This is a genomic window from Mesorhizobium tamadayense, assembly GCF_003863365.1.
Lineage (GTDB): Bacteria > Pseudomonadota > Alphaproteobacteria > Rhizobiales > Rhizobiaceae > Mesorhizobium > Mesorhizobium tamadayense.
The window spans coordinates 15693-28897 of sequence record NZ_RQXT01000002.1 but is presented as its reverse complement, the minus strand read 5'-3'; the positions used below and the strand labels follow the sequence as shown (position 1 = coordinate 28897).

The window sequence follows — 13205 nt, the reverse complement described above, 5'->3', positions numbered from 1 at the left end:
GTCAGTCCTTCAGCAGGTCGAGGGGAGGGATGCGGGCAACGAGGCCGCGCTTGAGGGAATCGGGCCGGCCGCGCCAGGGAATGAGGCCATCGGTGGATGTGGCGAAGAGTTTTGCGCCGGCGATAAGGTCGGCGCCGCTGGTCGTATCCAGGTCGCCGAAGACGTAGCTCCAGCAGCCGTCGCGCAGCAGCGCTGCGCTCAGGCGGCGCTTGCAATTGCCAAGGCATTCGACGGTGCGGATGCGGATGTTTTCGCCCGATGCGACGCGGCGCGTGTCCTCGGCCAGCAGGGCGCCGGCACTCGGGTGCGCATCCGAACCGGTCTCGTCGCGGCAGGAGGAGCAGACGATGACCGTCACGCCCGCCAACATGTCCTCGGGTTCGGACGGAACGTCCGCTAGATTGGCCGGAAAACTGCCGTTGTTATCCAAAACAGGCTCCTTGCCCGGAAAACCCGCCGGGCGATCGGATTCTCAAAGTCTCAGACGGCAGGTCTCCTGGCTCGCGGGTCATCGCCTTGGCGCCGCCTTCCCGGGAACATCCCAGTGGTTTTCGGCTGAGGCTCGTCGCTTACAGTTGCGGGGACAGCCGCGGATTTGGGATTTTGTCCCGCACCGCATTCCCTCTTGGCTCCTCCCTTTGCCGGGAGAAGACCGTCTGCGGTGGATTTAGGCTTACAGGTGCGGGCCTGTCAACGCGCGGCTACGACACCCGGATGTCGGCCAGCGCCGGGCCGAGGTCACCAGCCGGCGTCACTTCGATGCTCTCCAGGCCGAGCCAGGCTTGCATCTGCTTCAGCTCTTCGACCAATTGGGCTGTCGTTTCGGCCGGTGCGCCGGCTTCGGCGTAGGCGGCGTGGACACGCAGCACGCCCGCCGGACGATCGGCTCTCAGATCGACGCGGGCCACGATCCGGTCGCCGAGCAGGAACGGCAGCACGTAATAGCCATATTGGCGTTTTTCGGCCGGCGTGTAGATCTCGATGCGGTAGCGGAAGCTGAAGAGCTTTTCCGTCCGGGTGCGTTCGAAGACCAGCGGATCGAACGGAGCGAGCAGGGCGCGCGCCTCGATCCGGCGCGGAAAGCGAGCGTCTTTATGGAGGTAGGCGGTCTTGTCCCAGCCTTCGACCTTCATCGGCAGCAGCTCGCCCGCCTCGACCAGTTCCTCAATGCGGTCTTTCGTATCGCCCGGCGCCAGGCGGAAATAGTCACGCAGGTCGCCATAAGTGGCAATGCCATGGGCACGGGCGGAAATGCGCAGCAGCTCGCGATGGGCGTCCTCGACCGACGGCACCGGCAGATCGAGCACAGCCTGCGGCAGCACGCGCTCCGGCAGGTCGTAATAGCGTTCGAAGCCGCGCCGGTAGGCGGTGGTGATGCGCCCGGCCCAGAACAGCCATTCGAAGGCATGCTTGGCCTCGCTCCAGCCCCACCAGCCGCCATTGCCCTTGTGGCCCTCGATGTCTGAGGCGGCGATCGGCCCACGCTCGGCAATTTCCCTGTAGATTTCGTCGATCATCTCCTTGCGCTCGCGGCCCCATTTGGCCAGGCCAAGATACATTTCCTCGCCTTGCTCGGCGCGCTGCATGCGCCAGCGCATCAACGGGTAGGTCTCGACCGGCAAGAAGGACGCCTCATGCGCCCAATATTCAAATACGGCGCGCTTGCGGGTGAGCGCCGCGTTGTCGAGCAGCGCAAGCGGGTAGGGGCCGAGGCGCGAATAGAGCGGCATGTAGTGGGCGCGCACAACCGCGCTGACGGAATCGATCTGGAGCAGCCCGGTTCGGGAGAGCACGCGGGCGAGGTGCCGACGATTGGGCTCGCCGCCCGGGCGAGGATCCGTAAAGCCCTGCGCGCCGAGCGCGATGCGCCTGGCCATGCGAAGAGAGATTTTTTCCTTCATCAAGGTGCCTTTGCCTCGATCCGTTTACCTGACTTCCAGCCGGTGATTCCGGCCATGCTAGCAGGCAAATGGCGGGAGATATGTCAGGAGAGAAAAGTGGAGTAAAAAGTGAAGGAAATCAAACAGGAGCGGATCGGACCAGTTTCTTCCGATATGGCGTCCAGGGCCGGATTTTGAACAAGGTTTGACTTGCTTCGCCGAAACCGCTGCGCTAACCCTCGCCGCGTCGCAGCATAGGGTCCTTAAAACGGTTCAGCGGGTTAAACTGTCACGCTTCCGCATTAGAGTCCGTTGCTGTAATCAAAGTGAACTGGCCCGCCGAAGGAAAGTCGCCGCATGAGCGCACTCCTAAGTTCGTATCTGCCCATCGTCCTGTTCATCGCAGTGGCGATGGTCGTCGGTCTCGCGCTTATCGTCGCGCCGTTCCTGGTGGCCTACCGCAATCCCGACCCGGAAAAGCTCTCCGCCTATGAATGCGGGTTCAACTCGTTCGACGACGCCCGCATGAAGTTCGACATCCGCTTCTACCTGGTGTCGATCCTGTTCATCATCTTCGACCTCGAGGTCGCCTTCCTGTTTCCCTGGGCGGTGTCCTTCTCCAAGCTCGGCATGCTCGGCTTCTGGTCGATGATGGTGTTCCTAGCGGTGCTGACCATCGGCTTTGCCTATGAATGGAAAAAAGGAGCGCTGGAATGGGATTGAACGACAGTTCAGGCACCCTCGTCGCGCCGAAGCCCAAAGGCATCATCGACCCCAACACCGGCAGGCCGGTAGGGGAGGACGATCCCTTCTTCCTCGAAATCAACAACGAGCTGGCCGACAAGGGCTTTCTTGTCACCTCCACTGAAGCGCTGATCACCTGGGCGCGCAGCGGCTCGCTGATGTTCATGACCTTCGGCCTCGCCTGCTGCGCGGTCGAGATGATCCACACCTCGATGCCGCGCTATGATTCAGAGCGCTTCGGCGTCGCGCCGCGCGCGTCCCCGCGCCAGTCCGACATCATGATCGTGGCCGGCACGCTGACCAACAAGATGGCGCCGGCGCTGCGCAAGGTCTACGACCAGATGCCGGAGCCCCGATACGTCATCTCGATGGGTTCCTGCGCCAATGGCGGCGGCTACTATCACTATTCCTATTCGGTGGTGCGCGGCTGCGACCGCATCGTGCCGGTCGACATCTATGTGCCCGGCTGCCCGCCGAGCGCGGAAGCGCTGCTCTACGGCATTCTTCTGTTGCAGAAGAAGATCCGCCGCACCGGCACGATCGAACGGTGAGCCGATGACCTTGGCGCTGAACGAACTCTCCACCTATCTCGGCGAGAAGCTCTCCGGCCGCATCGGCGAAGCCGTGCTTGCCTATGGCGAGCTGACGGTTCCCGTCGAGCCGGGCAATCTGATCGAGGTGGCGACCTTCCTGCGCGACGACCCGCGCTGCCAGTTCATCTCGATCATCGACATCTGCGGCGCGGACTATCCGTCGCGGGCCAAGCGCTTCGACGTCGTCTATCACCTTCTGTCGCCGAAGCAGAACGTCCGCATCCGGCTCAAGGTCCAGGCCGACGAGGAGACGCTGGTGCCGTCGCTGACCGCCGTCTATCCCGGCGCCGACTGGTTCGAACGCGAGACCTACGACCTCTATGGCGTGCTGTTCTCCGGCCATCCGGACCTGCGCCGCATCCTGACCGACTACGGCTTCGACGGGCATCCGCTGCGCAAGGATTTCCCGCTGACCGGCTTCGTCGAAGTTCGCTACGACGACGAGGCCAAGCGGGTTATCTACGAGCCGGTCGAGCTCAAGCAGGAATTCCGCAATTTCGATTTTCTATCTCCTTGGGAAGGGACGGACTACGTCCTGCCGGGGGACGAAAAGGCAAAGCAGTAAATGGCTGAGACCTCCGTCCGCAATTTCAACATTAACTTTGGGCCTCAACACCCTGCAGCGCACGGTGTTTTGAGGCTCGTCCTTGAGCTGGACGGCGAGGTGGTCGACCGTGTCGATCCGCATATCGGCTTGCTCCATCGCGGCACCGAGAAGCTGATCGAGGCCAAGACCTACCTGCAGGCGGTGCCCTATCTCGACCGGCTCGACTATTGCGCGCCGATGAACCAGGAGCATGCCTTCGCGCTGGCCGCCGAGCGGCTGCTCGGCATCGAGGTGCCGAAGCGCGGTCAGGTGATCCGCGTGCTCTATTCCGAGATGGGCCGCATCATGTCGCACATCCTCAATGTGACGACGCAGGCGATGGACGTCGGTGCGCTGACCCCGCCGCTGTGGGGTTTCGTCGAGCGCGAAAAGCTTATGGTGTTTTACGAGCGCGCTTCCGGCTCGCGCATGCACGCGGCCTATTTCCGCCCGGGCGGCGTGCACCAGGACTTGCCGCAGAAGCTGATCGAGGACATCGGCAAGTGGATCGACCCGTTCTTGAAGTCGATCGACGATCTTGACGCGCTGCTCACGCCCAACCGCATCTTCAAGCAGCGCAATGTCGATATCGGCACGGTGTCGCTGGCCGACGCCTGGGCCTGGGGCTTTTCCGGCGTGATGGTGCGCGGCTCCGGTGCGGCCTGGGACCTGCGCAAGGCGCAGCCCTATGAATGCTATTCCGAGATGGATTTCGATATCCCGATCGGCAAGAACGGCGACTGCTTCGACCGCTACCTCGTGCGTATGGAAGAGATGCGCCAGTCGGCGAAGATCATGCGCCAGTGCGTCGATCTTCTGCTCGGCAAGGAGGGCACCGGCCCGGTGTCTAACCTCGACGGCAAGGTGGTGCCGCCGAAGCGCGCGGCGATGAAGCGCTCGATGGAAGCGCTGATCCATCATTTCAAGCTTTATACCGAGGGCTACCGCGTGCCGGCGGGCGAAGTCTATGCGGCGGTGGAAGCGCCCAAGGGCGAGTTCGGCGTCTATCTCGTCTCCGACGGCACCAACAAGCCCTACCGCTGCAAGCTGCGCGCGCCGGGCTTCGCGCATCTCCAGGCCATGGATTTCCTTTGCCGTGGCCACATGCTGGCCGACGTCACCGCCGTGCTTGGCTCCCTCGACATCGTGTTTGGTGAGGTCGATCGCTAAATGTCAGTCCGCCGTCTCGCAGATGCCAGCGTCCAGCCAGCCTCCTTCGCCTTCAACAAGGCGAACGCGGCTGCGGCCAGGCAGTGGATCAACAAATATCCGAAGGGACGCGAGCAGTCGGCCATCATCCCCTTGCTGATGCTGGCGCAGGAACAGGAAGGCTGGGTGACGAAGGCGGCGATCGAGACGATCTCCGACATGCTCGGCATGCCGCGCATCCGCGGCCTCGAGGTCGCAACCTTCTATACGCAGTACCAGCTCAATCCGGTAGGCACCCGCGCGCATATCCAGGTCTGCGGCACCACGCCCTGCATGCTGCGCGGCTCGGAAGCGCTGATGGATGTCTGCCGCTCGAAGATCCATCACGACCAGTTCCACACCAACGACAAGGGCACGCTGTCGTGGGAGGAGGTCGAATGCCTCGGCGCCTGCGTCAACGCGCCGATGGTGATGATCTTCAAGGACACCTTCGAGGATTTGACGCCGGAGCGCCTGGCCGAGATCATCGATCTCTATGAAGCGGGCAAGGGCGCCTCGGTCAAGCCGGGTCCGCAGAACGGCCGCACCGGTTCCGAGCCGGCGACCGGGCTGACGACGCTGAAGAGCGAGAAGGCGATCCTGAAGTCCACTCGCGACAAGGGAGCCAAAGCTGCCGCGAAAGCGGCCAAGGAGGCCGCCGCACACGCTGCCGTCGTGTCGCAGGCTCCGGCCACGCCGGCGCCTTCCGGCCCGGTAGCACCGTCGAAATCCAGCAAGCCGAAGACCGATGCGCCCGAGACAAGCCCGGCGTTGACGACTCCGTCGCCGGTCAAGGTCTCGCCCGCCACGGAGAAGGCGGCCAGCGTCAGGGCCCCACGCCACTCCGCTGCCAATGCCAACCAGGCTTCTCCGGAAGTCGAGGCGGTTTCGAAGCCGCGCAGCGGGCCGATGGCCAAGGCGGAGCCGGCGTCGGCCTTCAAGTCGCCGGAAGCCAAGCAGCCCGTGGCCAAAACGGCAAAACCTTCGCTCGAGGACAAGAACCGTCCGGCCGGCATCGAGCGCCCGGCGGCGGTCGACGACCTCAAGCTGATCTCCGGCGTCGGGCCGAAGATCGAGGGCACCTTGCATTCGCTGGGCATCTACACCTTCGCCCAGGTCGCCTCGTGGAAGAAGGCCGAGCGCGAATGGGTGGACGGCTATCTCAATTTCCGCGGTCGCATCGAGCGCGACGACTGGGTGAGGCAGGCCAAGGCGCTCGCCAAGGGCGGTGTCGCCGAGTACATCCGCGTCTTCGGCAAGAAGCCGGTCTGAGGGACGAACAATGCTTCAGGACAAAGACCGCATCTTCACCAACATCTACGGCCTGTTCGACAAGTCGCTGGCCGGAGCGCAGGCGCGCGGCATCTGGGACGATACATCCGGCATCATGGCCAAGGGGCGCGACTGGATCGTCAACGAGATGAAGGCATCGGGCCTGCGCGGCCGCGGCGGCGCCGGCTTCCCGACCGGCTTGAAATGGTCGTTCATGCCCAAGCAGAGCGACGGGCGGCCGAGCTATCTCGTCATCAATGCCGACGAATCCGAGCCCGGCACCTGCAAGGACCGCGACATCCTGCGCAACGATCCGCACACGCTGGTCGAAGGCGCGCTGGTCGCCGGCTTCGCCATGGGCGCGATCGCCGCCTACATCTATGTGCGCGGCGAGTTCATCCGCGAGCGCGAGGCGCTGCAGCGGGCCATCGACGAGGCCTATGCGGCAAAGCTCATCGGCAAGAACAACACGTCGGGCTACGACTTCGACATCTATATGCATCATGGCGCCGGCGCCTATATCTGCGGCGAGGAGACTGCGCTGCTCGAAAGCCTCGAGGGCAAGAAGGGCCAGCCGCGGCTGAAGCCGCCTTTCCCGGCCAATGTCGGCCTCTATGGCTGTCCGACCACGGTCAACAACGTCGAATCGATCGCGGTGGCGCCGACGATCCTGCGCCGCGGCGCGGCCTGGTTCTCGTCCTTCGGCCGGCCGAACAACGCCGGCACCAAGCTGTTCTGCGTCTCCGGCCACGTCAACAATCCGTGCACGGTCGAAGAGGCGATGTCGATCCCGTTCCGCGAGTTGATCGAGACGCATTGCGGCGGCATCCGCGGCGGCTGGGACAATCTGCTCGCAGTCATCCCGGGCGGCGCCTCGGTGCCGCTGGTGCCGGCAGCGCAGATCATCGAGGCGCCGATGGATTTCGACGCGTTGCGCGACCTGAAATCCGGCCTCGGCACCGCGGCTGTCATCGTCATGGACAAGTCGACCGATATCGTGAAGGCGATCGCCAGGCTGTCCTACTTCTACAAGCATGAGAGCTGCGGCCAGTGCACGCCGTGCCGCGAAGGCACCGGGTGGATGTGGCGGGTGATGGAGCGCCTGGTGCGCGGCGAGGCACAGAAGCGTGAGATCGACATGCTGCTCGACGTCACCAAGCAGGTCGAGGGCCACACGATCTGCGCGTTGGGCGACGCGGCGGCCTGGCCGATCCAGGGCCTGATGCGGCATTTCCGCGGCGAGGTGGAGCGCCGCATCGACGAGTTTTCGCGCAACGCGCACCGGGTCGAGCCGGTGATGGTGGCGGCGGAATAATATTTGTGAAGACGGGCAATAGCCCGGGACGGAAAAGCAGGGGCGGGGCGTACGAAGAAACGACCAGGAGATGTCTATGGCGCCGTATTCGATAGCCTACCCGCTGATGCCTTATTTGGACCAACTCGAGAAGATGAATCAGGACCTGACAAAGATGATGCCGAAGGAGATGGCCAGCGCCGTCAACCTCATGGCGCATCCTGTCGCGGGCACGGCGGCGATGTCGGCGCTCGGCATCGGTCTTGCCAATCACGCGCTTGGTGTCTGGATGGGCGCGCTCTCCGGCGCCATCGAAGCCTCGCAGCGCATGCTCCAGCCGTTCCTCGACGACCTCGAGGCGCAGACCGAAGCCGCTGCCAATTCCTCCAAGGCCCGCAAGGCGACCGAGACGCTGATCGCCGAGGCGCAGACCTTCGCCAGGGACATGACCGACATTGCGGCGACCACTGCCGAGAAGGTGCAGGATTCGACCGGCGCCGACACGGTTGCCGAAACGGCCGCGACCGGGCTGATGCCGGAAGATTTCAGGCAGCCCAAGGCGATCGAGAAGCCGGCGAAGCCTTCGGACCTGAAGGCGATCTCGGGCATCGGGCCCAAGCTGGAGAAAGTGCTGAACGGTCTTGGCATCTGGACCTATGGCCAGATCGCCGCCTGGACGTCGGAAGAGGTTGCCTGGGTTGAGGATTACCTGTCGCTTGCCGGCCGCATCGGCCGTGACGACTGGACTGCCCAAGCGGCGGCGCTGGGCCGCGAAGTGAGATGAAATGCCGGGCGCGGCGCCAGTCGGGCCCGGAAAGAGAGATTGCGGGAAATCCGCAGAGGTTTGAGGCGAATGGCAAAGCTTAAGGTCGACGGGAAAGAGATCACGGTACCCGACCATTACACGCTGCTGCAGGCGGCCGAGGACGCCGGCGCGGAAGTGCCGCGCTTCTGCTACCACGAGCGGCTGTCGATCGCCGGCAATTGCCGCATGTGCCTGATCGAGGTGAAGGGCGGCCCGCCCAAGCCGCAGGCCTCCTGCGCCATGGGCGTGCGCGACCTGCGCCCCGGCCCGAATGGCGAGTCGCCCGAAATCTTCACCAACACGCCGATGGTCAAGAAGGCCCGCGAAGGCGTGATGGAGTTCCTGCTGATCAACCACCCGCTGGATTGCCCGATCTGCGACCAGGGCGGCGAATGCGACCTACAGGACCAGGCGATGGCCTTCGGCGTCGATTCTTCGCGCTATCACGAGAACAAGCGCGCGGTCGAAGACAAATATATCGGCCCGCTGGTCAAGACGGTGATGAACCGCTGCATCCATTGCACGCGCTGCGTCCGCTTCACCACCGAAGTCGCCGGCATTTCCGAGCTCGGCCTGATCGGCCGCGGCGAGGACGCCGAGATCACCACCTATCTCGAACAGGCGATGACGTCGGAGCTGCAGGGCAATGTCATCGATCTCTGCCCGGTCGGCGCGCTGACCTCCAAGCCGTTCGCTTTCCAGGCGCGGCCGTGGGAGCTCACCAAGACGGAATCGATCGACGTCATGGATGCCGTGGGCTCGGCGATCCGCGTCGATTCGAGAGGCCGTGAGGTGATGCGCATCCTGCCGCGCGTCAACGAGGCGGTGAACGAGGAGTGGATTTCCGACAAGACCCGCTTCATCTGGGACGGCCTGCGCACACAGCGTCTCGATCGTCCTTACGTTCGCAAGAACGGTAAGCTCGCCCCGGCAAGCTGGGCGGAAGCCTTCGCGGCGATCAAGGACGAGGTGGGCAAGACCGCGCCCGAGCGCATCGGCGCCATTGCCGGCGACCTCGCCGCGGTCGAGGAAATCTATGCGCTCAAGTTGCTGATGGGCGCGCTCGGCTCGAAGAATATCGACTGCCGCCAGGATGGCGCTGCGCTCGATCCGTCGCTCGGCCGCGCGAGCTACATCTTCAATCCGACCATCGAGGGGATCGAGCAGGCCGACGCGGTGCTGATCATCGGCGCCAATCCGCGCTTCGAGGCCTCGGTGCTCAATGCCCGCATCCGCAAGCGCTGGCGCGTCGGCAACCTGCCGGTCGGCGTCATCGGCGAGATCGGCGACACACGCTATGACTACGAGCTCATCGGCGCAGGTCCGGAATCGCTGAAGGACCTGGCTGAGGGCAACGGCAAGTTCTTCGAGGTGCTGAAGAAGGCGACGCATCCGCTGATCATCATCGGCCAGGGCGCGCTGGCGCGCGCCGACGGCGCTGCCGTGCTCGGCCAGGCGGCCAGGCTGGCGAGCGCAGTCGAGGCCGTTACGGCCGACTGGAACGGCTTTGCCGTGCTCCATAATGCGGCCGGCCGCGTCGGCGGGCTCGACATCGGCTTCGTACCGGGCGAGGGCGGCAAGAACGTCGCCGGCATGCTGGGCGGGACGGATCTTTTGTTCCTGCTTGGCGCCGACGAGATCGACATGGCCAAGACCGGCGGCGCCTTCGTCGTCTATATCGGCACGCATGGCGATGCCGGCGCGCACCGCGCCAACGTCATCCTGCCGGCCGCGGCCTACACCGAAAAGTCCGGCACCTATGTCAACACGGAAGGCCGCGTGCAGCAGACCAATCGCGCTGGCTTCGCCCCGGGCGAGGCGCGCGAGGATTGGGCGATCTTAAGGGCGCTGTCGGATGTGCTCGGCAAGAAGCTGCCGTTCGATTCGCTGGCGCAGTTGCGCGCCAAGCTCTATGGCGAATATCCGCATCTCACCCGCATCGACCGGGTCCTGGCCGGCAGCGCCGACGACATCGCCAGGGCGGCAAAGCTCGGCGGCAGGCTGAACAAGGGCACTTTCACCTCGCCGGTGAAGGACTTCTATCTGACCAACCCGATCGCGCGGGCATCGGCCGTGATGGCCGAGTGCTCTGCGCTGGCCAAGAGCGGCTTCAAGCAGGCGGCGGAATAAGCATGGACACCTTCTTCTCCTTCTACGTGCTGCCGGCGCTGCTGATCCTGTTGAAGTCGGTCGTGCTGATCGTCGTGCTTTTGATCTTCGTCGCCTATGTGCTTTATGCCGATCGCAAGATCTGGGCGGCGGTGCAGCTGCGCCGCGGCCCGAACGTCGTCGGCCCCTGGGGCACGCTGCAGGCCTTCGCCGACCTGCTCAAATTCGTCTTCAAGGAGCCGGTCATCCCGTCCGGCGCCAATAAGGGCGTCTTCCTACTGGCGCCGCTGGTGTCGGCGGTGCTGGCGATCTCGGCCTGGGCCGTCATTCCGGTCAACCAGGGCTGGGCGATCGCCAACATCAATGTCGGCATCCTCTACGTCTTCGCCATCTCCTCGCTCGAGGTCTATGGCGTGATCATGGGCGGCTGGGCATCGAACTCGAAGTATCCGTTCCTGGGCGCGCTGCGCTCGGCCGCGCAGATGGTGTCCTACGAAGTCTCGATCGGTTTCGTCATCGTCACCGTGCTGCTCTGCGTCGGGTCGCTCAATCTGTCGGACATCGTCCTGTCGCAGCAGGACGGTCTCGGCACCAGGCTCGGCCTGCCCAACACCTTCCTCGACTGGCACTGGCTGTCGCTGTTCCCGATGTTCATCGTGTTCTTCATCTCGGCTCTGGCCGAGACGAACCGCCCGCCGTTCGATCTGGTGGAGGCGGAATCGGAACTCGTCGCCGGCCACATGGTTGAATATTCGTCGACGCCGTTCCTGCTCTTCTTCCTCGGTGAGTATGTCGCCGTCGTCTTGATGTGCGCGTTGGCCACCATCCTCTTCCTCGGCGGCTGGCTGCCACCGTTCGACTTCGCGCCCTTCACCTGGGTGCCAGGCCTGATCTGGTTCGTGCTCAAGGTCTGCCTGGTATTCTTCATGTTCTCGATGGTGAAGGCGTTCGTGCCGCGCTACCGCTACGACCAACTGATGCGGCTGGGCTGGAAGGTGTTCCTGCCGATCTCGCTGTTCATGGTCGTCGCCACCGCGGCCTTCCTCAAGATCACGGGGTTTGCGTGATGTCCGCTCTTGCCCAAGCCGCAAAGGCCCTGCTGCTGAAGGATTTCGTCAGCGCCTTCTTCCTGTCGATGCGCCAGTTCTTCGCGGCGAAGGAGACGATCAACTATCCGCACGAGAAGGGGCCGGTGAGCCCGCGCTTTCGCGGCGAGCATGCGCTGCGCCGCTACCCGAACGGCGAGGAGCGCTGCATCGCCTGCAAGCTTTGCGAAGCGATCTGCCCGGCGCAGGCGATCACCATCGAGGCCGGCCCTCGCCGCAACGACGGCACGCGGCGCACCGTGCGCTACGACATCGACATGGTGAAGTGCATCTATTGCGGCTTCTGCCAGGAAGCCTGCCCGGTCGACGCCATCGTCGAGGGGCCGAATTTCGAATTCGCGACCGAGACGCGCGAGGAGCTTTACTACAACAAGGAAAAGCTGCTCGCCAACGGCGATCGCTGGGAGCGTGAGCTGGCGCGCAACATCGCGCTGGACGCGCCCTATCGCTGACCTTGAGGCATGGACGGGGCAAGGGCCTCGTCCAGAGGGTGATCCCGCAAAGCCGCAGGCTTCACGGACAAAATCATCCTACGAAATGAAAGAGCTGCGCATGTTTCTTTCGATCGGGGTCTTTGAACCCGACGGGAACATGCGCTAGGAACACGCGGCTTCGACACCGGAGGCGGTACGGAGCCAGAAATAACGGAAAGGACGAACGTCCGATCCGACAGGAACCCGGGGGAACCCCATGCTGAATGGACTAGAGGCGGCCTTCTTCTACCTCTTCGCCTTTATCGCCGTGGCGTCGGCCTTCATGGTCATTTCGTCGCGCAACCCCGTGCATTCCGTGTTGTTCCTGATCCTCACCTTCTTCAACGCCGCCGGCCTGTTCATGCTGACGGGCGCCGAGTTCCTGGCGATGATCCTGCTCGTCGTCTATGTCGGCGCAGTGATGGTGCTGTTCCTGTTCGTCGTCATGATGCTCGACGTCGATTTCGCCGAAATGAAGCAGGGCGCGCTGCAATATGCGCCGATCGGCGCATTGGTCGGGCTGATCCTGGCGGCTGAGCTGATCGTCGTGCTCGGCGGCTACAGCTTCGCGCCGGAGCTTGCCTCGACGGTCGCCAAACAGACGCCGGATCTCGCCACGCGCTCCAACACGGCGGCGCTCGGCGACATCCTCTATACGGACTACCTCTACTACTTCCAGATTGCCGGCCTCGTGCTTCTGGTCGCCATGATCGGCGCCATCGTGCTGACGCTGTGCCACAAGGAAGGCGTCAAGCGGCAGTCGATCGCCGCCCAGGTCGGCCGCACGCCGGCAACGGGCATGGAAATCCGCAAGGTCAAGTCGGGCGAGGGTATCTGAGATGGTCGTCGGCATCGCGCATTATCTGACCGTATCGGCGATCCTGTTCACGCTCGGCGTGTTCGGCATCTTTTTGAACCGCCGCAACATCATCGTCATCCTGATGTCGATCGAACTGATCCTGCTTGCGGTCAACATCAACTTCGTCGCCTTCTCGGCGGCGCTTCATGACCTCGTCGGACAGGTCTTTGCCCTGTTCGTGCTGACGGTCGCCGCGGCCGAGGCCGCGATCGGACTTGCCATTCTTGTCGTCTTCTTCCGCAACCGCGGCTCGATCGCGGTCGAAGACGTGAACCAGATGAAGGGTTGACGGGAAC

General features: G+C 63.8%; 14 protein-coding genes and 1 riboswitch. Of the genes, 12 read left to right on the top strand and 2 right to left on the bottom strand.

What is annotated here, in order from left to right; translation table 11 throughout:
- Nucleotide 1: 1 nt before the first annotated feature.
- Nucleotides 2-430, bottom strand: coding sequence for a DUF1636 family protein (locus tag EH240_RS01820; RefSeq protein WP_124995713.1), 429 nt, complete (start codon nt 428-430; stop codon nt 2-4).
- 39 nt (nt 431-469) lie between these two features.
- Nucleotides 470-672, bottom strand: a riboswitch (cobalamin riboswitch).
- Nucleotides 673-701: 29 nt separating this feature from the next.
- Nucleotides 702-1901, bottom strand: a complete 1200-nt coding sequence (locus tag EH240_RS01815; protein ID WP_124995712.1) for a winged helix-turn-helix domain-containing protein — start codon at nt 1899-1901, stop codon at nt 702-704.
- Nucleotides 1902-2237: 336 nt separating this feature from the next.
- Between EH240_RS01815 and EH240_RS01810 the strand changes: the two genes are divergently transcribed.
- The 12 genes from EH240_RS01810 (at nt 2238) to nuoK (ending at nt 13198) form a co-directional block, all read left to right on the top strand.
- Nucleotides 2238-2603 (top strand): NADH-quinone oxidoreductase subunit A, encoded by a 366-nt coding sequence (locus tag EH240_RS01810; RefSeq protein WP_027169002.1) that lies wholly within the window; start codon nt 2238-2240, stop codon nt 2601-2603.
- Complete coding sequence (locus tag EH240_RS01805; protein WP_013531090.1) at nt 2594-3175, top strand: NuoB/complex I 20 kDa subunit family protein; 582 nt, start codon at nt 2594-2596, stop codon at nt 3173-3175. The genes EH240_RS01810 and EH240_RS01805 overlap by 10 nt, the downstream gene beginning before the upstream one ends.
- A 4-nt stretch (nt 3176-3179) precedes the next feature.
- Nucleotides 3180-3782, top strand: a complete 603-nt coding sequence (locus tag EH240_RS01800) for an NADH-quinone oxidoreductase subunit C (protein WP_124995711.1) — start codon at nt 3180-3182, stop codon at nt 3780-3782.
- Entirely contained in the window at nt 3783-4973 is a 1191-nt protein-coding gene (locus tag EH240_RS01795; RefSeq protein WP_124995710.1) for an NADH-quinone oxidoreductase subunit D, read from the top strand.
- Complete coding sequence (locus EH240_RS01790) at nt 4974-6263, top strand: NADH-quinone oxidoreductase subunit E (protein WP_124995709.1); 1290 nt, start codon at nt 4974-4976, stop codon at nt 6261-6263.
- 10 nt (nt 6264-6273) lie between these two features.
- Nucleotides 6274-7578 carry an NADH-quinone oxidoreductase subunit NuoF gene (gene nuoF, locus EH240_RS01785; protein WP_124995708.1) on the top strand — a complete coding sequence of 435 codons (1305 nt, stop codon included), beginning with the start codon at nt 6274-6276 and terminating at the stop codon, nt 7576-7578.
- 76 nt (nt 7579-7654) lie between these two features.
- Nucleotides 7655-8341 carry an NADH-quinone oxidoreductase subunit E gene (locus EH240_RS01780; RefSeq protein ID WP_124995707.1) on the top strand — a complete coding sequence of 229 codons (687 nt, stop codon included), beginning with the start codon at nt 7655-7657 and terminating at the stop codon, nt 8339-8341.
- Between the two features lie 69 nt (nt 8342-8410).
- Entirely contained in the window at nt 8411-10492 is a 2082-nt protein-coding gene (gene nuoG / locus EH240_RS01775; RefSeq protein ID WP_124995706.1) for an NADH-quinone oxidoreductase subunit NuoG, read from the top strand.
- A gap of 2 nt (nt 10493-10494) precedes the next feature.
- Complete coding sequence (gene nuoH, locus EH240_RS01770) at nt 10495-11538, top strand: NADH-quinone oxidoreductase subunit NuoH (RefSeq protein ID WP_124995705.1); 1044 nt, start codon at nt 10495-10497, stop codon at nt 11536-11538.
- The gene (gene nuoI, locus EH240_RS01765) at nt 11538-12029 is read left to right on the top strand and encodes an NADH-quinone oxidoreductase subunit NuoI (protein ID WP_124995704.1); all 492 of its coding nucleotides are present in this window, start codon (nt 11538-11540) and stop codon (nt 12027-12029) included. Before nuoH ends, nuoI begins: the two co-directional genes overlap by 1 nt.
- A 238-nt stretch (nt 12030-12267) precedes the next feature.
- Entirely contained in the window at nt 12268-12888 is a 621-nt protein-coding gene (locus EH240_RS01760; protein WP_124995703.1) for an NADH-quinone oxidoreductase subunit J, read from the top strand.
- Nucleotide 12889: 1 nt separating this feature from the next.
- Nucleotides 12890-13198, top strand: coding sequence for an NADH-quinone oxidoreductase subunit NuoK (gene nuoK, locus EH240_RS01755; protein ID WP_066998791.1), 309 nt, complete (start codon nt 12890-12892; stop codon nt 13196-13198).
- Nucleotides 13199-13205 lie beyond the last annotated feature (7 nt).